The following is a 21881-nucleotide window of genomic DNA, read 5'->3' on the forward strand; positions in this document are numbered from 1 at the left end:
GAAGAGCAACAGCAAAATGGATCACTCGCTGCGCCCGCCCTGCGGGTCGTTCCTTCGGAACGATCGGCGCGCAGCGCGCTTGTCCAGCTTTCGCTGGAATGACGGAAACCGTCTGGCGCGCAGTTAACCGGCATACCTCTTCAGCGCGGTGGCCAGCGACTCGCCCATCATGCGCAGGAACAGCGTGCCCATGCCGGGGAAGAACCGGTTCGGATCGCGGCTTCCGACGGCGACCAGGCCAACCCCGGGCAGCGCCATCAACGCGGTCGACTGCACCTCTTCGGCGCGCATGCCGTACAGCAGCGCGTGCTTTTCCGGTTGCAGGCGGCCGCACAGCGGCTCGCCGTCGGCCATGCAGTCACGGAACGACGCCAGGCGCGCATCGTCGGCGGCGATGACCTGCAGCCAATCGGCATCGCCCAGGCCATCGACCGGCGCGAACAGCACCAGCCGCACCAGGTCGCCGTTGAAATCCTCGGCCAGGCTGGCGGCCATCGCGCGCAATGTGTCGGCGGCGCTGGCCTGGCGCATCAGGGCGAGCGTGAGCTGGTGCGTGCGCACCGACAGGCGCTCGTTCTCCTGCGCGTTGCCGAACAGCTCCTGCAGGCGCCGCGACAGTTCGCGGTTCTTGTCGCGCAGCACTTCCAGCTGGTAGCTCGCCAGCGACGAGGCCGAGCCCTCTTCGCGCGGCACCACCAGGCTCAGCGCCAGGTCGGGGAACTGCTGCAGAAATCGTGGATGCCGGCGCAGCCAGGTCGCAATTTCGTGCGCGCCGAGCTTTTCCTGGGTCTCATTCATGCGGTCCACTCCCCTTCGAAAACGAATGCGGTCGGCCCCGACATCGACAGCGGCGCGTCGTCGGACGGCCACTGGATGCGCAATTCGCCGCCGGGCAGCGCGATGACGACGTCGCGATCGACATGGCCTCGACGCATCATCACCGCAGCGGCCGCACAGGCGCCACTGCCGCACGCCAAGGTCTCGCCGGCGCCGCGCTCGTACACCCGCAGGCGCACGCGCTGGCGCGACTCGACCTGGGCGAAGCCTACGTTGACCGACTCCGGGAACGCCGGCTGCGCCTGCAGCAGCGGGCCGATGATGCCCACCGGCGCGTTCTGCACGTCCTCGACTTCGATCACGGCGTGCGGGTTGCCCATCGACACCGCGCCAAAACCAATCACGGTCGAATCGATGGTGAGCACGTACTCGCCCTGCACGGCGTCGTAGCCCTGCATCGGCACGTGCGCCGGCGCGAAATCGGGCACGCCCATGACCACCTGGAATCGCCCGCCGGGCAGCCGGGTCACGGCATGCGCGCCCACGGGACTGTCCAGCACGAACTCATCGCCGGTGGCCGATCCATCGCGCACCAGCCAGGCGGCGATGCAGCGCGCGCCGTTGCCACATTGCTGAGACGAGGAGCCATCGCAATTCCAGATGCGGTAGCTCGCGACCGCACCGGGCGTGCGCGGCAGTTCGACCGTCAGCAACTGGTCGTAGCCCACGCCGGTATTGCGGTCGCCGATCGCGCGGCACAGTTCGGCATCGGGCGCCGGCTGGCCGTTGCGCAGGTCGATCACGACGAAGTCGTTGCCGGCGCCATGCATCTTGGTGAAAGACAGTTTCACGAGCGGGCGCGTTTGCTCAGCCATCGCCGTCATCGGCCGGCGGCGGCGGAGTGGCCGGATCGTCGGTCGGAGGCTCGTCCTTGGTGGGCTCATCGGCCTTGGGCGGCGGTTCGGTCGTGTCGGTGGGAACCTCGGTCGGCGTCGTTTCGGCGCCCTCCGGCGGCAGCGTGTCCGCATCGACCGTCACCGGCTTGGGCGGCAGTACCAGAGGTCCCTTGTTGCCGCATCCTACCAGCGCCAGCGGCAACACGATCAACAGCAGTGCGATGCGTGCATTCATGGCCGCAGTGTAGCCCGCGACCCCATTCGAAACGAAGAGCGCGAAACCAGGCGCGCCGGCACGGTGTTCAGCGTGGCGGTTCGGGACGCGACCACAGCCAGACCGCGACCACGGCCATGATCGCGGTGCCGGTTGCGGCCATCCAGGTTCGCGGTGCGGTCAGGAACAGGATCACCACGCAGGCCGACATCATCGTCACGGCCAAGAGCTTGGCTCGGCGGCTGACGGCACCGTGCGCCTGCCAGTCGCGGATCATCGGGCCGAACTGGCGGTGCGCCAGCAGCCAGGCATGCAGTCGTTGCGAGCCGCGAGCCGCCGCGAACGCGGACAGCAGCACGAACGGCACCGTGGGCAGTCCGGGCACGACAATGCCGACCAGGCCCAGCGCGAGGGCGGCATAGGCCAGCAGCCACCAGGCCCAGCGCAGGCGTACGCGTCCGGTGTCGGCCGGCGCGGGCGGGGAGGCGCGTTGGAAGTCGGGTTCTGGCACTGGCGGGGGCGTGCGGTTCGGCACGCGCAGCATAGCGGCCGGGGTGCTTATTCCGAAGGTCGCCAGCGCGAGGGAGCTTCATGTGGCGTCGCGGGTGCGCACCCAGCCGCTCCCGCAAGCGGGAGAGGGGGCGGTTTCCGGCTGGCGGCTGGTGCGTGATGGAAAGCCAGCGCTACAGCCGGCGATCACTGCGCACGACGACTAGCCAAGCTCTTGTCCCCTCTCCCGCTTGCGGGAGAGGGTTATCCGCCACTTACTTTGCCGAAGCCGGCGCGGTACCCGCTCCGCCGACGCCCAACTGGTCGAGCATGAACGCATACATCTCCGACAGCTCGCGGTAGCGACGGAAGCGGCCCGACTTGCCGCCGTGGCCGGCGTCCATGTTGGTGCGGAACAGCACCGGCGCCTTCGACGTGTTGAGGTCGCGCAGCCGCGCCACGTACTTGGCCGGCTCCCAGTACTGCACCTGCGAGTCCCACAGGCCGGTGCCGACGAACATCGCCGGATACGCCTGCGCCTTGAGGTTGTCGTAGGGCGAGTACGACAGCATGTAGTCGTAGTAGTCCTTCTTTTCCGGGTTGCCCCACTCGTCGTATTCGTTGGTGGTCAGCGGGATGGTCGGATCGAGCATCGTGGTGACCACGTCGACGAACGGCACCTGCGACAGGATCACGCGATAGCGGTCAGGCGCCAGGTTCGAGATCGCGCCCATCAGCAGGCCGCCTGCGCTGCCGCCGTAGGCGGCGACGCGATCGGGCGCGGCATAACCCTGTTTGACCAGGAAGTCGGTGACGTCGATGAAGTCGGTGAAGGTGTTCTTCTTCTTGAACAGCTTGCCGTCGTCGTACCACTTGCGGCCCATCTCCTGGCCGCCGCGGATGTGCGCGATCGCGTAGACCATGCCGCGGTCGAGCAGGCTCACCACCGGACCGTTGAAGCGCGGATCGGTCGAACTGCCATAGCTGCCGTAGGCGTACTGCAGCATCGCCGCCTTGCCGTTCTTCTCGAACCCCTTCCTGTAGACCAGCGACACCGGCACCTTGGTGCCATCGCGCGCGATCGCCCACAGCCGCTCGGTCACGTACTTGTCCGGGTCGTAGCCGAGCACCGGTTCGCGCTTGAGCAGCTTGCGCTCGCCGGTCTCGACGTTGACCTCGAAGGTGGTCATCGGCGTGGTCAGCGAGGTGTAGCTGTAGCGCAGCCACGGCGTATCGGGCTCGGCGTTGACCGACAGGCCCATCGCATAGGCCGGTTCGTCGGCCTTGACGTATTCCTCGCGGCCGTCCTTGCGCAGCAGGCGCAGGCGTTCGAGGCCGTCGGAACGCTCCGATACCGCGGTGAAGCCGTCGAACAGCTCGAATCCCTCGATGAAGACGTCGTCGCGATGCGCGACCCATTCCTTCCATTCGCTGCGCGAACGCGCGCCGTCGGCGGCGGTGACGATCTTGAAGTTCGGCGCGGGCTTGCCGTCGGCTCCCGGCGCGTTGGTGCGGATCACCCAGCGGCCGTCGAGGTGGTCGGCGCTGTACTCGACATCGCGCTCCCGCGCGGCCAGCACGGCGAACTCGCGCGGATCGGCGGCCGAGGCGCAGCGGGTCTCGCTCGATACGGTGCTCTCCACGCCGATGCAGATGAACTTGTCGTCGCGGGTGCGGCCGATGCCCATGTAGAAGCTGTCGTCGTGTTCCTCGTAGACCAGCACGTCCTGCGAAGCCGGCGTGCCGAGCACGTGCCTCTTCACGCGCACGGTGAGCAGGGTCTCGGGGTCGTTCTCGACGTAGAACAGCGTGCGGTTGTCGTCGGCCCACACCAGGTTGGGTGATACGCCCTTGATCTCGTCGGCGAAGACCTCGCCGGTGGCGATGTCCTTGACGCGCACGGTGTACTGGCGCCGGCCCACCGCGTCCTCGGCCCAGGCCAGCAGTCGGTTGTCCTGGCTGACGGCCCAGTCACCGACGCTGAAGTAGTCCTTGTCCTTGGCCATCGCGTTGACGTCGAGCAGGATGGCCTCGGCGGCATCCATCGCGTTCGTGTCCGCTAAATGCCGGCGGCGCGCGTAGATCGGATAGTCCTGGCCGGTTTCGAAGCGGGTGTAATACCAGTAGCCGCGCTCGCGATACGGCACCGAGCTGTCGTCCTGCTTGATGCGGCTGACGATCTCCTCGTACAGCTTGTTCTCCAGCGGCTTCAGCGGCGCCATCGCGGCATCGACGTAGGCATTCTCGGCATTGAGGTAGGCCAGCATTTCGCCGTTCTTGCGGGCGTCGTCGCGCAGCCAGTAGTACTCGTCCTCGCGCTGCGCGCCGAAGGGCGCCTTGACGACGTGCGGCTTCTTGCCGGCGTCGGGCGGCGTGGACAGGGAAGCAGCGGTGGAAACGGCGGATAGGGTCATCAGGAAGGCGGCCGAAAGCAGGAGACAGGTCGATTTCATAGTTGGGTCCGGTTTTGGACGACGCAATGGGGCTTATGGCGGCGTGATGGTGCCGTAGCTTCGTCGCGCCACCTCTTCCGGCCCTTCGGGCCACCTTCTCCCACAAGGGGAGAAGGAAAAGCAATGGCACCCCCTTTTTGGGAGCGGGACAGGCCGCCAGCGGCCAGGGAGGGGGTGAGGCAGCGTCTCAGCCGCTCAACTCCTTCCACAGAAAGCAGAAAGCCAGCGCGCTCATGTGCGCCGCCTGCGCATTGTTGGCCGAACCGCCGTGCCCGCCCTCGATGTTCTCGTAATAGCGCACGTCCTTGCCGGCCTCGAGCATCTTCGCCGCCATCTTGCGGGCGTGGCCGGGATGCACGCGGTCGTCGCGGGTGGAGGTCATGAAGATCGCCGGCGGATAGTCGCGCTGCGCATCGAACAGGTGGTAAGGCGAGAAGGTGCGGATGTACTCCCAGTCGGCACTGTCGGGGTCGCCGTACTCGGCCATCCACGAGGCGCCGGCCAACAGGTGGCTGTAGCGCTTCATGTCCAGCAGCGGCACCTGCACCACCACGGCGCCGAACAGGTCCGGGTATCGGGTGAGCATGTTGCCGGTCAGCAGGCCGCCATTGCTGCCGCCCTGGATGCCCAGATGCGGGGCCGAGGTGATCCGGCGCGCGACCAGGTCCTGCGCGACCGCCGCGAAGTCTTCGTAGGCCTTGTGGCGGTTGGCCTTCAGCGCGGCCTGGTGCCAGCGCGGGCCGTATTCGCCGCCGCCACGGATGTTGGCAACCGCGTATACGCCGCCCTTCTCCAGCCAGCCCTTGCCGACGCTGCCGGAATACGCCGGCGTCAGCGAGATCTCGAAGCCGCCGTAGCCGTACAGCAGCGTCGGCGTGTCGCCGTCGAGCGTGAGGTTCTTCGGACACACCAGGAAGTACGGCACGCGGGTACCGTCCCTGGACGTGGTGAAGTGCTGTTCGATGACCTTGCCGCTGGCATCGAAGAACGCCGGCATCGTCTTGAGCACTTCAGGCGCCTGCCCCAGCTGTGCCAGCGACAGTGTGGTCGGCGTCAGGTAGTCGGTCGCGGTCAGCCAGACCGCGTCGCTGTCGTCGCGGTCCACGGCGGCCACGTCGAGCGTGCCGAAGGAAGGTGCGCCGGTGAACTCCCTGCGGGTCCACTGTCCCGCCGCGGGCGTCATCACGCACAGGCGGTTCTTGACGTCGTCGAGCACGTTGACCACCAGGTGCGACTTCGTCCAGGTGCAGCCGGCCAGCGAGGTGCGCTCGGTCGGTGTAAACAGCGCGGTGAACTCGCGCTTGCCGGCCATGAAATCGTCGAAGCGCGCCGCGATCAGGCTGCCGATCGGCCAGGTCTTGTCGCCGGCCTCGTATGGTTCGCGCAGCTCCAGCAGCAACCACTGCTTGTGCACCGCCTTGTTGGCCGAGTTGGGTGCATCGACCTTGGCCAGCGCGCCGTCGCCGCCGCGCAGGTATAGCTCGTCGTTGTAGAAGGCCAGCGTGCGACTGACGAAGTCGCGCTCGAAGCCCGGTGTGTGGTCGTGGTAGGCGGCGATGTACATGTCATCGGCCTTGCCTTCGTAGACCACCGTCGCCGATTCGATCGGCGTGCCGCGCTTCCAGTGCTTGACGATGCGCGGGTAGCCAGAACTGGTCATCGACGACGCGCCGGAGGCGTCCGGACCGAAGTCGGTAAAGACGTAGACGGCGTCGCGGTCGATCCAGCCCAGCGCGCCCTTCGCTTCGGCGCGGAAGAAGCCGCCCTCGACCCAGGACTTCGTCGACAGGTCGAACTCGCGCGTGACGTCGGCGTCGGCGCCGCCGCGAGACAGCGCGATCAGGCAAAGCCCGGGTTCCTCACCCTGCGGCGGCTTCAACCAGTCCGCGCCGTGCCAGACCCAGTTCTCGCCTTCGGCCTGGTTGAGCGCGTCCAGGTCGATGACGGTTTCCCACTGTGGGCTGGCCTTGCGGTATTCCTCCAGCGTGGTGCGCCGCCACAGGCCGCGCTCGTGCTGTTTGTCCTTCCAGAAGTTGTAGTAGTACGCGCCGATCTTCTCGACGGCGGGGATCTTGGCGTCGGAATCGAGGATGGCGCGGATGTCGGATTCGAGCTGCCTGAATTGCGGCGTGGCCGCCAGTTCGGTCTCGGACTCGGCATTGCGCGCGCGAACCCAGGTCAGCGAGCGCTCGCCGGTGACGTCCTCGAGCCAGGCATAGGGGTCATCGGACACGTGGGGGCCTCCGTGGCGTTGAACGGCGCCGGAGACCGAGGCAAACGTGCGCGGTTCCGGGCGAAAGGGCGAGCGACGACGCTAGCACAGCGTGTCCGCATCCCCGCCTGCCGGAGGTCAGGCGGGCCACCCGTTGCGGCTTTCCCGGATGACGGATTCAGGCCGCGCGGGAAGCGATGTCGCGCCGCGACGACGGCATCGCGCGGCGACGCGCCTGCGTGCCGGGGCGACGGCGGCGCGACGGCACCGTCATGGTCCGCGCCTGAGTCGATTCGGGCAGGCGAAAGCGGTGCAGCGCCCACCAGGCCGAAAGCGGCATCGCCAGCAGCCACAGCGGCAGCCAGCCGAACGTGTCGCTGAAGCCGCGGGCGGCGGGGAGCAGGACGACCAGCACCGCGCCGATGGCGATGACGTAGTGCAGCAGGCCTTCGAGCGTCGGGTTGATGGGCGTGCGGTCGATCGGCGCGCGGTCAGTCAACGAGGGGGCGATGTCGCGGCGGGACGGGATCATGGCGCTGGCTCCTGGTGGATGGGGCCAGCCTGCCGGGGGGGCATCTCATGGGTTGCGACGGCCCTCTCCCTGGCCGCGTTGCCCGACCACACTCGCCGGAGGAACCACGCTCTCCCTCCTTGTCGGAGAGGAAAGCGCGGAGCGCCGAGGCAGAGGGGAGCGACTCAGCCGTCGTAGTTGCTCAACGCCAGCGACAGCAACGCGCGCGCCTGCTCGCGCAGCGATGCCGGTTCGAGGATCTCGGCGTCGGCGCCGTAGTGCATCACGTCCATCAGCAACTCGCGCCCGGTGCTGTAGGGCACCTTGAGCTCGTAACGCCCGTCGGACAGGAAACGTCCCTGCTGCTGCGAATGCCAGTGCTCGTCGGCGACCCAGCGCGCGGCCTTGGCGCTGAACACGATGGTCGCCCAGCCCTTGGGTTCGCCGGAAAAAATGCCATAGCTCGACGCCAGCTGCCGATCGAGCTCCTCGTCGGGCACGTCTCGCACCGCGTCGTCCAGCAGCTTGGCCCCGCCGATGCGGTCGACGGCGAAACTGCGCAGCGCCTCGCGGCCGTGGTCCCAGGCATCGAGGTACCAGTTCTCGCGGTAATGCGTCAGCCGCTGCGGCGATACCGTGCGCCGCGTCTTCTCGTCGGTGGAACGCGCGCGGTATTCGAAACTGAGCTGCTTGCGGTCCAGCACGGCGGTGGCGACGACGCGGAACGCGGTTTCGTCGAGCTTGCGGGTGCGATGCGGAATGACGCGGACGCGCTCGACCGGCACGCGACGGCCGCCGGCATGCTCGTCCAGCAGCTTCTCGATGCGGTGCTGAAGCGGGGCCAGCGCGGTCGACAGCACCCCGCCACCACTGCGCACCAGCAACTGCTGCGCGGCCAGCAACGAATGCAGCTCTTCCGAACTCAGCCACAGGCCGGGCAGTTCGAAGCGCTCGCCGTCGTTGTGGTCGTAGCGGAATCCGGCCTCGCCATTGCCGACGACGGGCGCCATCAGGTAGTCGCGCAGGTACGCCAGGTCGCGATAGACCGTGGCGCGCGAGCATTCCAGGTCCTCCTGCAGGCGCTGCACCGTGACCGGATAACGCGCGGCGCTGAGGATGCGGTGCAGGGCGTGGATGCGTTCGATGCGTTCCATGGCAGGCGGGGTCCGGCGGTGGGGCTTGCGGTTGCCTAGCATCGCATATGCGCTTTGCCGCAGATGACAGGGCGTGGCTGGCGCCGTCTCGGAACGCGACTTCGGCCAACAAAAAACGCGTGCCGTCGGGACGAACTCTGCTGCGCCGGGGTTAACCCATTCCTAACTGCATCCACGCCAGACTCCGTGTCGGACAAGGACGGGGCCGGCATGGGCACGACAAGGACGTTCCAGGGCGATCACCTGATCGCGGCGATCATCGTGGTCATCATCCATCTGGTTGCAGCCTGGGGGTTGGCGCGCCTGCTGCGTGGCGAGACGTCGACGCAAGTGACGAGCGCCACTCACGTGACGCGCATCCACTTCATCCATCGACCACGCCAGCCGCCGGACACCGCGATGCCGCCACCGACGGGTGTGGAGACACCCCGGCGACGCCGATCAACGGCCAGCGTTTCCAATCCGCCGCCTCGCGAGTACGTTGAGTCCCCGCCAACCCGGAGCGGAGCGTTATCGGCGGTGCTGATAGGACAGGCCCGGCAGTGGGCGCAGCAGCAGGCAAGATCGGAAGCGGGGCACGGCGATGCCTTCGAGCGCGCCAATCCGTTGTCGGACGAGTTCCGGCCGACCCGCGGACACTTCCGCTTCCGCGAACCGCTTTCGGTCGCCGTCGTCGTCGACAGGATCGGCAAGGTGTTCGGGGGAGCCGGCTACGAAGCCGATCCGTGTCCGCAGAACCGGCGGAACATCGCCGAACTGGCGCCACAGGGCGATAGTGCGGCACTGCAGCAGGAGTTGGAGTTCGAGCGGCGATATTGCCGGCCGTAGCCAGCCGCCATCGCGTTCGACGTTCAGGCGGCTGCGGGAGCACAATGCGCCCATGCGCGCGCCCGCCGAACCCGTCATCGACACCTCGCCCTCGCCCGGCGACGAGGTCAAGACCACCACGTGCTACATGTGCGCGTGCCGCTGCGGCATCAAGGTGTGGCTGAAGGACGGGCAGATCCGCTACCTGCAGGGCAACCCGGAACACCCTGTCAACCGCGGCGTGCTGTGCGCGAAGGGTTCGGCCGGGATCATGCAGCACTACTCCCCGGCGCGGCTGGACAAGCCGCTGCTGCGCGTGGGCGAGCGCGGTTCGGGCGAATTCCGCGAGATATCCTGGGACGAGGCGCTCGACCTCGCGACGTCGTGGCTCAAGCCGATCCGCGAACGCAATCCCGACGAACTGGCGTTCTTCACCGGGCGCGACCAGTCGCAGGCTCTGACCGGCTGGTGGGCGCAGCAGTTCGGCACGGTCAACTACGCGGCGCATGGCGGTTTCTGCTCGGTCAACATGGCCGCCGGCGGGCTGTACACGCTGGGCGGCAGCTTCTGGGAGTTCGGCGAACCCGACTGGGAACACTCGCAGTACCTGATGCTGTGGGGCGTGGCCGAAGACCACGATTCCAATCCGATCAAGCTCGGCCTGGGCCAGCTCAAGGCGCGCGGCGCCAAGATCGTCGCGGTCAATCCGGTGCGCAGCGGCTACGGCGCGATCGCCGACGAGTGGATCGGCATCCGGCCCGGCACCGACGGATTGTTCGCGTTCGCGCTGATCCACGAGTTGCTGAAGGCCGATCGCATCGACCTGGACTATCTGGTGCGCTACACCAATGCGCACTGGCTGGTGGTGCGCAATCCGGGCGGCGCGGACGATGGGTTGTTCGCGCGCGATGCACAGGGGCGGGCGCTGTGTTGGGATCGCGATGCTTCTGCCTCCAAAAACACCCCTCCTCAGCCCTCCCCTTCGCTGCGCGAAAAGGAGGGGGCGCAAGCGCTCGCCGATGGCATCGGCATCTCTCCTGCGGTGGTCGGCGAATACGTATTGGAAGACGGCCGCCGCACGGTGCCTGCGTTCCACCTGCTCGCAGAACGCTATCTCGATCCGCAGTACTCGCCCGATGCCGTCAGCGAGCGCTGCGGCATTCCGGCCGACACCATCCGCCGCATCGCGCGCGAGCTGGCCGAAGCCGCTTTCGACCGCAGCTTTTCCTTGCCCATCGCCTGGACCGACGCCTGGGGCCGCGAGCACGCGGACATGCCGGGCCGCCCGGTGTCGATGCACGCCATGCGCGGCATCAGCGCACACAGCAACGGCTTCCACACGTGCCGCGCCCTGCACCTGCTGCAGTTGCTGCTGGGCGCGGTCGACACGCCCGGATCGTTCCGCTACCAGCCGCCATTCCCGAAACCCATCCCGCCCCCGAACCGCCCCGGCAAGTCGCGCCAGGCCAACGGCGTGCTCGATGCGGCGCCGCTGGGCTTCGTGCACGGGCCCGAAGACCTCGTCGTCGATGCGCAGGGACAGCCGCGCCGCATCGACCACGCCTTCTCGTGGGCCTACCCGCTGTCGGCGCACGGGATGATGCACACCGTGATCCGCAACGCCTGGGCCGGCGATCCGTACCGGATCGACACGCTGATGATGTTCATGGCCAACATGAGCTGGAACTCGGCGATGAACACCACGCAGACGATCGGCTGGCTGACCGACAAGGGCGCCGACGGCGAGTACCGCATCCCGCGCATCATCTACGCAGATGCCTACGCCTCCGAGATGGTCGCCTACGCCGACCTGGTGCTGCCGGACACGACCTACCTGGAGCGTTTCGACGCGATCTCGCTGCTCGACCGCCCGATCTCCGACGCCGACGGCGCCGCCGACGCGATCCGCCATCCGGTGCTGGACCCGGCCAAGCAGAGGGAAGGCCGCGACGTGCGCGGCTTCCAGTCGGTGCTGATCGAACTGGGCGCGCGCGTCGGCCTGCCGGGCCTGCTCAACGAGGACGGCTCGGCGAAGTACAACGACTACGCCGACTACATCGTGCGCCACGAGCGCGCGCCCGGCGTCGGCCTGCTCGCCGGCTGGCGCGGCGAACGCGGCGAACTGGAAGCCAAGGGCCAGCCCAATCCCGAGCAGTTGCAGCGCTATATCGACAACGGCGGCTTCTGGCGCAGCGAAGTGCCCGAGCATGCGCGCTACTTCAAGATGGCCAACCGCGGTTATCTCGACTGGGCGCAGCGCATGGGCTTCATGGGTCACGCCGATCCGGTCGTGCTGCAGCTGTATTCCGAGACCATGCAGAAGTTCCGCCTGGCCGCGCAGGGGCATGGTGCACAGCAGCCACCGGCCGAGCATCGCGAACGTGTGGCCACGTATTTCGATCCGCTGCCGATCTGGTACGAGCCTTTCGAAGGCGCGCAGATCGACGATATCGATGCGCGCTATCCGCTCAGCGCGGTCACGCAGCGGCCGATGTTCATGTACCACGCCTGGGGCTCGCAGAACGCGTGGCTGCGGCAGATCACCACGCGCAATTACCTGTACCTGCATCCGGACACCGGTGCGCGTTACGGCATCGGCGAGGAGGACTGGATCACCGTCACCTCGCACCAGGGCACGATCACCGTGCAGGCGCGGTTCGCGGGCAACGTGCAACCCGACACGGTGTGGACCTGGAACGCGATCGGCAAGCGTCGCGGCGCCTGGCGGCTGTCGAAGGATGCGCCCGAAGGCAGCAAGGGCTTCCTGCTCAACCACCTGATCTCCGACATCACGCCGAAGGGCGACTACGCCAACGCCGACCCGGTCACGGGCCAGGCGGCGTGGTTCGACCTGCGCGTGCGCATCGCCAAGGCCGATGCGGCAGCCGAGTCGGCCGCGACCAGCGAACCCCAGTTCGCGCCGCTGGCGATGGGCAGCGCCGACAACCGTCCGCTGCGCTACGGCGCCGGTTTTCGCGAGAACTCCCGCAAGAATTCCAACAGGAAGGATCCATGAAGAGAACCGCGCGAATGGTCGCCGGATGGCTCTGCGTCGTGCTCGGCTTCGCGGTGATGGCACTGCTCGGGCTGGGCCTGTACGACCCGACCACGGCCGCCGCCGCGCACGCCAGCTCGATGACGCCGGTGCTGGTCGCCCTGCTTCCGAGCGTGAGCTTCGGCATCGCCATCTTCGCCGTCGGCGTGTGGCTGATCTCGACCGCCAAGCGCAGATGAAGGCCACGACATGACCGACCTGCCGCCGCCGTCGAAGAAGAAGCTGGGCCTGGTGATCGACCTGGACACCTGCGTCGGCTGCCACGCCTGCGCGGTCGGCTGCAAGCAATGGAACTCGGGTGGATTCGCCGCACCCCTGACCGACGAGCAGCCCTACGGCAAGGACCCGAGCGGCGTGTGGTTCAACCGCGTGCACAGCTACGAGGTCGCGGCCACGGATTTCACCACGCCCGCCTTCGATCCGGGCGAGCATCAGGCCATCGCGACCTCCGCCAGCGCCTGCAGTTCCAGCCATACGCTTGCGCAGGAAGCGATGCAGCCGGCGATGACGCTGCATTTCCCGCGATCGTGCCTGCATTGCGAGAACCCGGCCTGCGTGACGGTGTGCCCGACCGGCGCCAGCTACAAGCGCGCCGAAGACGGCATCGTGCTGGTCGACGAGGACAAGTGCATCGGCTGCAAGCTGTGCTCGTGGGCTTGCCCGTACGGCGCGCGCGAGTATTCGCATGTCGAAGGCGTGATGAAGAAATGCACGCTGTGCATCGACCGCATCTACAACGAGAACCTGCCCGAAGCCGAGCGCGAGCCCGCCTGCGTGCAGGTCTGCCCGACCCGCGCGCGCCACTTCGGCGACCTGGGCGATCCGGAATCGAAGGTGTCCAAGCTGGTCGCGGCGCGGGGAGGCCTCGACCTGATGCCGCAGCTGGGCTACCAGCCGGTCAACAAGTACCTGCCTCCGCGTCCGCGTCGCGCCGGCGATGCGGCCCCCGCGCCTGCCAAGGCCGAAGAGGCGCTCGATACCGCCGCGCTGCCGCCGGTGCTGCGCTGGCTCGATCGCGTGCTGTCTCGCTGACCTTCTTTCAATCCGCTACCCGACATGCATCCCGCCCTCTCGGTCATCTTCTTCACCACCCTTTCGGGCGCCGGCTATGGCCTGCTGACCTGGTGCGCTCTGGCTGCACTGGCGCAGTGGCTGCCGGCCAGGCCGACGCTGATATCGCTGGTGATGGCGCTGGTGCTGGTGACGATCGGGCTGCTCAGCTCGCTCGGTCACCTCGGCAAGCCGCAGCGCGCGTGGCGGGCGTTCTCGCAATGGCGCAGCTCGTGGCTGTCGCGCGAGGGCGTGGCCTCGGTGCTGACCTTCGTGCCGGCCGTGCTGGTTGGCGCGGCGTTGCTGCCGGGGATGCTGGCGCCGGCGCAGACGGGCTCGACCGTCGCGCTGTCCGCGTGGGGCATGCTCGCCTGCATCGCGCTGATCGTCGGCGCAGTCGCGACGGTGGTCTGCACGGCGATGATCTACGCCTCGCTCAAGCCCATTCCCGCCTGGCGGCATCGGCTGGTGGTGCCGGTGTACCTGCTGTTCGCACTGCTGACCGGCGGATTGCTGTTGGCGGCGGTGGCATCGCTGTCGGGCGCTTCGCCCGGCAATCTGCCGGCGATGGCGGCTGTCGGGCTGGCCCTCGCCTTGTGGGTGCTCAAGCGCCGTTACTGGCAGGCCATCGACACCACGCCGCTGCCGGCCACCCGCGGCGAAGCGGTCGCGATGCCCGGGCGCGAGGTCAAGGTGTTCGAGCGGCCCCACACCGAGGAAAACTACCTCACCCGCGAGATGGGGTTCGTGGTGGCACGCAAGCATGCGCGACGGCTGCGGCAGGTCGCCGTGGTGCTGTTCGCGCTGGTGCCGGCACTGCTGATGCTGCCGGTGTGGGTGTTCGTGCACCTGGACGCCGGCCCATGGTTCGCTGCCGCCGCGCTGGCGGCGCTGGCCGGAACCTTCGTCGAGCGCTGGCTGTTTTTTGCCCAGGCCCGGCATCTGGTCACGCTGTATTACTGATACCGCCCCCAGAAGCTGAATGGCGACATCCCTGAACAGGGTGTTGTAACCGGTTCCATGGCATCATCCGGCCCCAGTTCCCTGGCCATAACAGACGACGATGCTCGGCATGCTCGGGCTCGCCCTGCTCGGCGGACCCTTCGTAACCCTGCCAACGCCCGCTTTCGGCGGCGAACCGGCGCTGATCGCCCTGGCCAGCGATCCGGCCCAGATGCGCCTGCCCTGCTATTCCACGCGCTGCGGCGATGAGGAATGGCGGCTGGCACTGGGCGCTCCTGAAGAGGCCCGGGTAACGGGCGCCCCCGGCCGCAAGCCGCTGCAGTTGCCGGGCAGCCAGCGCTACATCGGCCTGAGCGCGCCGGCGGTACCGCGCGAACACCGTGCCAACTACTCCAACGACTGGCGCATCGGCACGCGTTACGGCGTGCAGGCCTTGCGCGATGGCCCGACTCAGCTGGGCCTGCAGTTCGGCGCCGGCTACCGGCTGGCGCCGCTGTACGACGACGGCGTGAACCAGGCCGGCCCGATCTTCCGCGGCGCGGTCAACTTCGACCGCCGATTCGGCGAGCGCGCGCAGTGGAGCCAGCGGCTCGAGTTCGAAACCGGGCGCCGCGGCGACACGTTCGTCAAACAGAAGGTCGCCCTCGACGTGAACCTGTGGCCGGACTGGACGCTGGAAACCGACTTCTCGATCCGCCACGACTCGAACGGCGGCGGCGGCAGCGAGACGGCGGAAAGTTCGCTCGAGCTGCGTCGCCGGTTCTAGCGTTGCATGGCGGTGCGGTTGGACCTCATTGCGAGGCCACCAGCAAATTGGCATCCCTGGCGATCTGCCAGGCCCCAGTTTGATCCTTGCGCAATACCGACAGGACGTGGCCGGAACGCTGCGTCGACGCTCCGCCCGCCAACGGGATCATGCGGACTTCGAGGACGTTCCAGCAGTAGGCGAGGTCGCCAGAGACCTGCAGGTCCTGGATATCCCCTGTCGACTCGATGCGATGGGTCTTGAGGATGGCGCGCAACCCCTTTTCAAAAGCATCGCGGTCCATCGGGGGCTGCCCAGCCACCAGAAACACAACGTCGGTGGCCATAAGGGGAAGGACTGCGTCGACGTCACCGGCTGCCGTAGCCCGGTGCCACTGAGCAATCAGATGACGGATGCTTTGTTCGTCGCTGCTCACTGCAACCTCCTTTGGCGCCGCCCCACTTCACCAGCACTGGGCCGCCGCGAATCCACCGGCTTAGCCGTGGCTGGCGGCAATGAACTCGCCCGCGCCCTGATCGATCAGCATCTGCGCGACCTGCAAGCCCAGGCATTCGGGCGCATCGCCGCGACCTTCGCCGTGCGCGCGCACGACGCGCCCGTCCTGCGACGAGCCGACCAGTCCTTCCAGTTGCAGGTGCTCGCCCTGCAACTGCGCGAACGCCGCGACCGGCACATGGCAGCTGCCGTGCAGCGCACGGTTCATCGCGCGCTCGGCTTCGACGCAGGTGCGGGTGGCGACATCGTCCAGGGCGGCGCACAACTCGCGCGTGGCGATGTCGTCGTCGCGGCATTCGATGGCGATCGCGCCCTGCGCCGGCGCCGGCAGCCAGTGCGGCGCGGCCATGCGTGTGCGGATGCGCGCGCCGAAGCCCAGGCGGTCCAACCCGGCGCAGGCCAGCACGATGGCGTCGTACTCGCCGGCGTCGAGCTTGCCCAGGCGCGTGTTGACGTTGCCGCGCAGGTCCACCAGTTCCAGGTCCGGGCGCAGCGCGCGCAGCTGCGCCTGGCGGCGCAACGACGAGGTCCCCACGCGCGCGCCCTGCGGCAGCGCCGCGACGTTCTCGAAGCGGTTGCTGACGAAGGCGTCGGCGTAGTCGGCACGGGCCAGGATCGCCGGCAGGGCGAAGCCCGGCTCCAGCTCCATCGGCACGTCCTTGAGCGAATGCACCGCGCAGTCGGCTTCGCCGCGCAGCATCGCCAGCTCCAGCTCCTTCAGGAACAAGCCTTTGCCGCCGATTGCGGCCAGCGAACGGTCCAGCACCTCGTCGCCGCGGGTGCTCATCGGCACCAGCGACACGTCGAGTCCGGGGTGGGCGGCACGCAGCTCGTCGGCGACGTGCTCGGTCTGCCACAGCGCAAGCGGGCTCTTGCGGGTGGCGATACGCAGGGTCTTCATGGCGACATTATCGCCGCAAGCCGCGGCGATCGCCCACCGACGCCCCTGGCTGGAAGGCTACGGCCTCAGAGGTGCTTGAGGGTGTCGCGCAGGCCCGCCACGCAGCGGCGGCTGACTTCCAGCGGCAGCTTGCCGTGGCGCAGCAGCGCCTGCACGTGGCCGTCGGCACCGCGCTTGAGCTCGACGATCTCGTGCCGGGCCACCAGGCAGTTGCGGTGGATGCGCACGAAGCGCTCGCCGAATTCGTCCTCGAGCGACTTCAGCGACTCCTCGATCAGGTCCTCGCCACGCGCGTGGTGGACGATGACGTACTTCTCCTCGGCGTGGAGGTAGTGCACGTCCTCCAGCGGGATCAGGCGCAGGCTGCCGCGCAGGCGCGCACACAGGTGGGTGCGGCGCTGCCCGCTGGGCACGGCGGTGTTGCGCTCGCGGCCGGCGGCGAAGGTGCGCACGCGCTCGATCGCGGCGACCAGGCGCTCGGCGCGCACCGGCTTGACCAGGTAATCGATGGCCTGGGCCTCGAAGGCCGACAGCGCGTGGGCGTCGTAGGCGGTGCAGAACACCACCGCCGGGCGCGGGTCGAAGGCGGACAGGTGGCGGGCGGTTTCCAGGCCGTCGATGCCCGGCATGGCGATATCCAGCAGGACCAGGTCCGGGCGGTGCTCGGCGCAGGCGTGCAGGACGTGCTGACCATCGCTGGCCTCGGCCACCACCTCCACCCCCCGCACCTCGGACAGCAACCCGCGCAGGCGCTCGCGCGCCAGCGGTTCGTCGTCGGCGATCACTACTTTCATTGGCCCACGGCCCTCTTCGGTGCCTTCATCGGTTCAGCGCCCCCAACCCCACCGGAATGCGCAGCTCGCAGTGATAGTAGTCCTGCTCCCAGCCAGCCGTCATCTTCGCGCGCGGACCATAGGCGTAGCGCAGGCGCTGGCCGATGCTGCGCTGGGCGTGGCGCGCGCCGACGTGGCCTTCCGGGCCGCCGCTGTCGCGCTCGCGGGGCGGCGGTGCGGGGTTGCGCACGCGCAGCAGCAGGTCGTCACGATCGTTTTCCAGGTCGATCTCGATCATGCCGCCGCCGGGCAGGCGCGAGATGCCGTGCAGCACCGCGTTCTCCACCAGCGGCTGCAGCACCAGCCGCGGCATCGGCTGCGACCAGGGCAGGGGCTCGGCGCGACGCCAGGCGATCTGCAGGCGCTCGCCCAGGCGCAGTTGCTCGATGGCCAGGTACTGCTCGGCCAGTTCGACCTCCTCGGCCAGGCTCGAATCGGAGTCTCCCGCGCCCAGCGCGGCGCGGAACAGGTCCGACAGGTCAAGCACCGCGCGCTCGGCCACCACCGGATCGCTGCGCACCAGGCCGGCGATGGTGTTCATGCTGTTGAACAGGAAATGCGGCTTGATCCGCGCCGCCAGCGCGTCGGCCTCGGCGCGTGCGCTGGCGCGCACCTGGGCCTTCCAGCCGTCGTTGACGTACAGGTAGCGCAGCACCACGCCGACGACCAGCATCGTCACCGCCGCCGCGCCCCAGGCGAACCGCCACACGCTCACGCCCTTGGGCACCAGGCCGTAGCCGAGGCTGGTGTCGATCACGTACATCATCGACGCGCCGAGCGCGGCGATCAGCGCGCCGCCCAGCAGCGCCAGCGACGAACCCAGACTGGGTGGCAGCAACGACAGCCGGCGCCGCGACACGCACAGCAGTACCGAGGCGGTCAGCGCCAGCCACAGGGCGAAGCCGCTGGCGGTGACGAAGCGTTCGATATCCCACAGGCCGCCGTCCGGCGACAACGCCAGGATCAGCACCACCAGTTCCGCCATGCCCAGCATCACCGCCAGCCTTGGCAGGCGGCACAGGTCCGGCAGCCAGGGCTCCTCGCGTTCGCCGTTGGCGGCCTGCATGCTCAGGTGGAAAGCCGCCGTGACAGCCAGTCGCCGAGATCGCGGATTTCCTCGGCACAGACCTGGTGGGCCATCGGGTAGCTGTGCCAGTCGACGGCAAAGCCGAGCTTCTGCAACAGGGCGGCGCTGTACTGGCCGGCCTGGAACGGCACCACCGGGTCCTGGGTCCCGTGGGCAAAGAACAGCGGCTGCGAGCGCGCGGCCTCCTGCAAAAGGGTGGCGGCCTTCTGCGGCGCGGGCAGGTAGGTCGACAGCGCGACCAGGCCCGCCAGCGGTTCGCGGCGACGCAGCCCGGCGGCCAGGGTGATGGCGCCGCCCTGCGAGAACCCGGCCAGCACGATCCGCTCGTTGGGAATGCCGCGGGCGTTCTCGCGGGCGATCAGCGCCTCGACCTGGGCCACGGACTCCTCGACGCCGGCTTCGTCGGCGCGGTTGGCCAGGTCCATGTCGCGGATGTCGTACCAGGCGCGCATGCGCACGCCATTGTTGATGGTCACCGGCCGCACCGGCGCATGCGGGAAGACAAAGCGGATGGCCGGCCAGTCGCGGCGCACCAGTTCGGGCACGATCGGCTCGAAATCGTGACCGTCGGCGCCCAGGCCGTGCAGCCACACGATGGCCCATGCCGGCGCCGGGCCGGTTTCGCGTACGACCGCGTCGAGCAGGGCCTGCCCGCTGTTGCCAATAACCTGACTGTCCATGGCCGCATTGTGGCGGCAGCGCCGACGCGCCGTCATCTCCCCCCGCCTCGACGCCATCACGATTCTCATGCAGTGGCCTCGCTACCGTCGCGGCGACGGCCCGACGCCCTCGCGGCTCGTTGCCGGACGGAGCGTCATCCGCGCCCTGGCGGGACGCAATGCGCCGGCCTCTCGTTCACAGCATTCATGGAGCGAAGTGAATATGTCCCTGTCCCGCACCCCGCTGGTCCTGTCCCTCGCCCTGGCCGTGGCGACGGTCGCCGCCTGTTCGACCGCGCCCAAAGCCGAAACCCCCACCGAGGTCGCCGCCGTCCAGATCACCGCGACCGGCACCGTGACGGCAATCGACACGCCCAACCGCCTTGTCACGATCCGCAACCAGCAAAACGAGGAAGTCCAGGTCCACGCCGACGAGACCGTGCGCAACTTCGACCAGATCCATGTCGGCGACATTGTCAGCATCGACTACAAACGCTCGGTCGCGGTCGACATCCAGCCGGCCGGCAGCGCCGAAGCAGGGGCCTACATCAAGGAGGACGAGGACGTCGCCAAGCTCGGCGAGAAGCCGCGCGCCGGCATGTCGCAGACCGTGACCGTGATGGCGCCGATCCTCGCCATCGACACGGCCAACAACACGATCACCGTGAAGGGGCCGCGCGGGAACGTGGTCGATCTGGACGTGGTGCGGCCCGAGCAGCAGGCGCGGCTGAGCCAGCTCAAGGTCGGCGACATCCTGCGCGTGGCCTTTACCGAAGCCGCGGTGGTGTCGGTGCGTCCGAAGGGGAAATAAAGCTCCTCGCGACCGAGCGGCGTTGTCGCGCGGGCTGCCCTCACCCCAACCCTCTCCCGCTTGCGGGAGAGGGAGCAGAAGCCCTGCCGTTCCCTTCTCCCGCTTGCGGCGCCCGATGGTGAGCGCGCTCCCAGTCGCGCGAAGCTTCATCTGTTTGATCCGGATCAAGGCAACCCAAAGCCGCCCCGCCTAGCCTGCGGGCATGGCCTCGCCCCTCCTCTCCGCCGACCTGCTGCAACGCTACGACCGTCCGGGACCGCGCTACACGTCGTATCCGACGGCGCCGCGCTTCCACGACGGCTTCGGCGAGTCGCAACTGCGCGAGGCCATCGCCGCCAGCAACGGCGACCCGATTCCGCAGCGCCTGTCGCTGTACGTGCACGTGCCGTTCTGCAGCAGCCCTTGCTTCTACTGCGGCTGCAACCGCGTCATCACCCGCGATCCCGCCCGCGGCGATCAGTACCTGGACACCCTGCGCCGCGAGATCGGGCTGGTCGCGCCGCTGTTCGACCTCGACCGCGAAGTGGTGCAACTGCACTTCGGCGGCGGAACACCCAACTTTCTTTGTCCGGCGCAACTGCATGAGGTGGTCTCATTGTTGCGTCGGTCTTTTAATTTCTCGAAAGCGCGCGACCGCGACATCAGCATCGAGCTGGATCCGCGCTTCGTGAGCCCGGCACAGATCGGCGAGCTGGCCGCCGCCGGTTTCAACCGGGCCAGCCTGGGCGTGCAGGACTTCGACCCGGCGGTGCAGGCGGCCGTGAATCGGATCCAGAGCGTGGAACAGACCCGCGCAGTGGTCGATGCCTGCCGCGCCAGCGGCTTGCGCTCGGTCAACATCGACTTGATCTACGGCCTGCCGCTGCAGACGCTGGAGGGCTTCGACCGCACCCTCGACCAGGTCATCGCGATCCGTCCCGATCGCCTCGCCGTGTACGGCTACGCGCACTTGCCGGCGCTGTTCAAGCCGCAGCGGCAGATCGACGCCTCGCAACTGCCCGATGCCGAAACCAGACTCGCGCTGCTGCAGTTGTCGATCCGGCGCCTGACGGCGGGCGGCTATGTCTACATCGGCATGGACCATTTCGCCCTGCCCGACGATGAGCTGGCCCAGGCACAGGCGCGCGGCGGCCTGCATCGCAACTTCATGGGCTACACCACGCACGCCGACAGCGACCTGGTCGGGTTCGGGGTCAGTGCGATCAGCCGCATCGGCGACCGCTACAGCCAGAACCACCGCGACCTGATGAGCTGGCAGGCCGCCCTCGGCTCGGGACGCCTGCCGGTGTTCCGGGGCCTGCGCCTGTCCGAGGACGACCAGCTCCGCTCGGACCTGATCCAGTCGCTGATGTGCCAGGGCGAGATTCCGGTCCCGGCCCTCGAGCGCCGCTATGGCATCGACTTCGACCGCTATTTCGCCGATGCGCTGGCCCGCCTGCGGCCGCTGCGGGAGGACGGACTGGTCGACATCGAGCCCGGCCGCATCCGCGTCACCGCGGCCGGTCGCCTGCTGGTGCGCAATGTCGCCATGTGCTTCGACCGGTACCTACAGGAGCCCGAGGCCGGTCGGCCCCGTTTCGCCGGCACGGTCTGAATGGCCATCCACGGCGCCATCACGCCGGCGCAACACTTTTTTGATCAGCATCAAGCGAGGGCACGGGCGGCTCCTCTACTGTCGTGCCTGCGGTCCGGATGCTTCCATTCCAGGCCTGCACGGGGAATCCCGGGGATTTGGAACAACGCGCAAT

Annotated in this window: 21 protein-coding genes; 8 read left to right on the plus strand and 13 right to left on the minus strand. The window is 68.3% G+C overall.

From position 1 onward, the window contains the following. Positions 1 to 123 precede the first annotated feature (123 nt). From J2X06_RS13275 to J2X06_RS13310, 8 genes are all read right to left on the minus strand, one after another. The gene (locus J2X06_RS13275) at positions 124 to 798 is read right to left on the minus strand and encodes a DUF484 family protein (protein ID WP_310063150.1); all 675 of its coding nucleotides are present in this window, start codon (positions 796 to 798) and stop codon (positions 124 to 126) included. After that, positions 795 to 1652 (minus strand): diaminopimelate epimerase, encoded by an 858-nt coding sequence (gene dapF, locus J2X06_RS13280; RefSeq protein WP_310063152.1) that lies wholly within the window; start codon positions 1650 to 1652, stop codon positions 795 to 797. Before dapF ends, J2X06_RS13275 begins: the two co-directional genes overlap by 4 nt. Continuing rightward, positions 1645 to 1908: an LPS translocon maturation chaperone LptM gene (lptM, locus tag J2X06_RS13285; protein WP_310063154.1), complete on the minus strand. Its 264-nt coding sequence runs from the start codon at positions 1906 to 1908 to the stop codon at positions 1645 to 1647. The genes dapF and lptM overlap by 8 nt, the downstream gene beginning before the upstream one ends. A gap of 67 nt (positions 1909 to 1975) precedes the next feature. Next, positions 1976 to 2398 (minus strand): YbaN family protein, encoded by a 423-nt coding sequence (locus J2X06_RS13290; protein ID WP_310063156.1) that lies wholly within the window; start codon positions 2396 to 2398, stop codon positions 1976 to 1978. Between the two features lie 253 nt (positions 2399 to 2651). After that, entirely contained in the window at positions 2652 to 4829 is a 2178-nt protein-coding gene (locus J2X06_RS13295) for a S9 family peptidase (protein WP_310063158.1), read from the minus strand. Positions 4830 to 5016: 187 nt separating this feature from the next. Then, a complete protein-coding gene (locus J2X06_RS13300; RefSeq protein ID WP_430539579.1) occupies positions 5017 to 7062 on the minus strand; it encodes a prolyl oligopeptidase family serine peptidase in 2046 nt (681 codons plus the stop codon). 157 nt (positions 7063 to 7219) lie between these two features. After that, positions 7220 to 7573 (minus strand): hypothetical protein, encoded by a 354-nt coding sequence (locus J2X06_RS13305; RefSeq protein ID WP_310063160.1) that lies wholly within the window; start codon positions 7571 to 7573, stop codon positions 7220 to 7222. Positions 7574 to 7737: 164 nt separating this feature from the next. Further along, positions 7738 to 8706 (minus strand): helix-turn-helix transcriptional regulator, encoded by a 969-nt coding sequence (locus J2X06_RS13310; protein WP_310063162.1) that lies wholly within the window; start codon positions 8704 to 8706, stop codon positions 7738 to 7740. A gap of 186 nt (positions 8707 to 8892) precedes the next feature. Between J2X06_RS13310 and J2X06_RS13315 the strand changes: the two genes are divergently transcribed. The 6 genes from J2X06_RS13315 (at position 8893) to J2X06_RS13340 (ending at position 15347) form a co-directional block, all read left to right on the plus strand. Beyond that, a complete protein-coding gene (locus J2X06_RS13315; protein WP_310063164.1) occupies positions 8893 to 9534 on the plus strand; it encodes a hypothetical protein in 642 nt (213 codons plus the stop codon). A 52-nt stretch (positions 9535 to 9586) separates the two neighbouring features. Continuing rightward, a complete protein-coding gene (locus J2X06_RS13320; protein WP_310063166.1) occupies positions 9587 to 12529 on the plus strand; it encodes a molybdopterin oxidoreductase family protein in 2943 nt (980 codons plus the stop codon). Then, positions 12526 to 12747, plus strand: coding sequence for a hypothetical protein (locus tag J2X06_RS13325; protein ID WP_310063168.1), 222 nt, complete (start codon positions 12526 to 12528; stop codon positions 12745 to 12747). Before J2X06_RS13320 ends, J2X06_RS13325 begins: the two co-directional genes overlap by 4 nt. 10 nt (positions 12748 to 12757) lie before the next feature. Next, positions 12758 to 13600, plus strand: coding sequence for a 4Fe-4S dicluster domain-containing protein (locus J2X06_RS13330; RefSeq protein WP_310063170.1), 843 nt, complete (start codon positions 12758 to 12760; stop codon positions 13598 to 13600). Between the two features lie 24 nt (positions 13601 to 13624). Continuing rightward, positions 13625 to 14581 (plus strand): dimethyl sulfoxide reductase anchor subunit family protein, encoded by a 957-nt coding sequence (locus J2X06_RS13335; protein ID WP_310063172.1) that lies wholly within the window; start codon positions 13625 to 13627, stop codon positions 14579 to 14581. 109 nt (positions 14582 to 14690) lie between these two features. After that, positions 14691 to 15347 carry a DUF481 domain-containing protein gene (locus J2X06_RS13340; protein ID WP_310063173.1) on the plus strand — a complete coding sequence of 219 codons (657 nt, stop codon included), beginning with the start codon at positions 14691 to 14693 and terminating at the stop codon, positions 15345 to 15347. Between the two features lie 25 nt (positions 15348 to 15372). Here J2X06_RS13340 and J2X06_RS13345 read toward each other — a convergent pair whose 3' ends face one another. The 5 genes from J2X06_RS13345 to J2X06_RS13365 form a co-directional block, all read right to left on the minus strand. After that, positions 15373 to 15762 (minus strand): YybH family protein, encoded by a 390-nt coding sequence (locus J2X06_RS13345; protein ID WP_310063175.1) that lies wholly within the window; start codon positions 15760 to 15762, stop codon positions 15373 to 15375. Positions 15763 to 15822: 60 nt separating this feature from the next. Continuing rightward, a complete protein-coding gene (gene hemC, locus J2X06_RS13350) occupies positions 15823 to 16743 on the minus strand; it encodes a hydroxymethylbilane synthase (protein ID WP_310063177.1) in 921 nt (306 codons plus the stop codon). A 65-nt stretch (positions 16744 to 16808) separates the two neighbouring features. Further along, entirely contained in the window at positions 16809 to 17537 is a 729-nt protein-coding gene (locus J2X06_RS13355) for a LytR/AlgR family response regulator transcription factor (protein WP_310063179.1), read from the minus strand. A gap of 25 nt (positions 17538 to 17562) precedes the next feature. Then, positions 17563 to 18642, minus strand: coding sequence for a histidine kinase (locus tag J2X06_RS13360; RefSeq protein WP_310063180.1), 1080 nt, complete (start codon positions 18640 to 18642; stop codon positions 17563 to 17565). Between the two features lie 2 nt (positions 18643 to 18644). Beyond that, entirely contained in the window at positions 18645 to 19343 is a 699-nt protein-coding gene (locus J2X06_RS13365) for an alpha/beta hydrolase (protein ID WP_310063181.1), read from the minus strand. Positions 19344 to 19545: 202 nt separating this feature from the next. Here J2X06_RS13365 and J2X06_RS13370 point away from each other — a divergent pair, with 202 nt between their 5' ends. Both J2X06_RS13370 and hemN read left to right on the plus strand, forming a co-directional pair. Next, entirely contained in the window at positions 19546 to 20133 is a 588-nt protein-coding gene (locus tag J2X06_RS13370) for a hypothetical protein (RefSeq protein WP_310063182.1), read from the plus strand. Between the two features lie 202 nt (positions 20134 to 20335). Continuing rightward, a complete protein-coding gene (gene hemN / locus J2X06_RS13375; RefSeq protein WP_310063183.1) occupies positions 20336 to 21727 on the plus strand; it encodes an oxygen-independent coproporphyrinogen III oxidase in 1392 nt (463 codons plus the stop codon). Positions 21728 to 21881: the final 154 nt, after the last annotated feature.

This window comes from Lysobacter niastensis, from assembly GCF_031457115.1.
Taxonomy (GTDB): domain Bacteria; phylum Pseudomonadota; class Gammaproteobacteria; order Xanthomonadales; family Xanthomonadaceae; genus Lysobacter_J; species Lysobacter_J niastensis_A.

What these genes read in the sequence shown, in the direction of transcription:
- J2X06_RS13275 (WP_310063150.1), bottom strand. Translation starts at nt 798, where the DNA reads ATGAATGAGACCCAGGAAAAGCTCGGCGCGCACGAAATTGCGACCTGG.
- dapF (WP_310063152.1), bottom strand. Translation starts at nt 1,652, where the DNA reads ATGGCTGAGCAAACGCGCCCGCTCGTGAAACTGTCTTTCACCAAGATG.
- lptM (WP_310063154.1), bottom strand. Translation starts at nt 1,908, where the DNA reads ATGAATGCACGCATCGCACTGCTGTTGATCGTGTTGCCGCTGGCGCTG.
- J2X06_RS13295 (WP_310063158.1), bottom strand. Translation starts at nt 4,829, where the DNA reads ATGAAATCGACCTGTCTCCTGCTTTCGGCCGCCTTCCTGATGACCCTA.
- J2X06_RS13305 (WP_310063160.1), bottom strand. Translation starts at nt 7,573, where the DNA reads ATGATCCCGTCCCGCCGCGACATCGCCCCCTCGTTGACTGACCGCGCG.
- J2X06_RS13310 (WP_310063162.1), bottom strand. Translation starts at nt 8,706, where the DNA reads ATGGAACGCATCGAACGCATCCACGCCCTGCACCGCATCCTCAGCGCC.
- J2X06_RS13320 (WP_310063166.1), top strand. Translation starts at nt 9,587, where the DNA reads ATGCGCGCGCCCGCCGAACCCGTCATCGACACCTCGCCCTCGCCCGGC.
- J2X06_RS13325 (WP_310063168.1), top strand. Translation starts at nt 12,526, where the DNA reads ATGAAGAGAACCGCGCGAATGGTCGCCGGATGGCTCTGCGTCGTGCTC.
- J2X06_RS13330 (WP_310063170.1), top strand. Translation starts at nt 12,758, where the DNA reads ATGACCGACCTGCCGCCGCCGTCGAAGAAGAAGCTGGGCCTGGTGATC.
- J2X06_RS13335 (WP_310063172.1), top strand. Translation starts at nt 13,625, where the DNA reads ATGCATCCCGCCCTCTCGGTCATCTTCTTCACCACCCTTTCGGGCGCC.
- J2X06_RS13340 (WP_310063173.1), top strand. Translation starts at nt 14,691, where the DNA reads ATGCTCGGGCTCGCCCTGCTCGGCGGACCCTTCGTAACCCTGCCAACG.
- hemC (WP_310063177.1), bottom strand. Translation starts at nt 16,743, where the DNA reads ATGAAGACCCTGCGTATCGCCACCCGCAAGAGCCCGCTTGCGCTGTGG.
- J2X06_RS13355 (WP_310063179.1), bottom strand. Translation starts at nt 17,537, where the DNA reads ATGAAAGTAGTGATCGCCGACGACGAACCGCTGGCGCGCGAGCGCCTG.
- J2X06_RS13360 (WP_310063180.1), bottom strand. Translation starts at nt 18,642, where the DNA reads ATGCAGGCCGCCAACGGCGAACGCGAGGAGCCCTGGCTGCCGGACCTG.
- J2X06_RS13365 (WP_310063181.1), bottom strand. Translation starts at nt 19,343, where the DNA reads ATGGACAGTCAGGTTATTGGCAACAGCGGGCAGGCCCTGCTCGACGCG.
- J2X06_RS13370 (WP_310063182.1), top strand. Translation starts at nt 19,546, where the DNA reads ATGTCCCTGTCCCGCACCCCGCTGGTCCTGTCCCTCGCCCTGGCCGTG.
- hemN (WP_310063183.1), top strand. Translation starts at nt 20,336, where the DNA reads ATGGCCTCGCCCCTCCTCTCCGCCGACCTGCTGCAACGCTACGACCGT.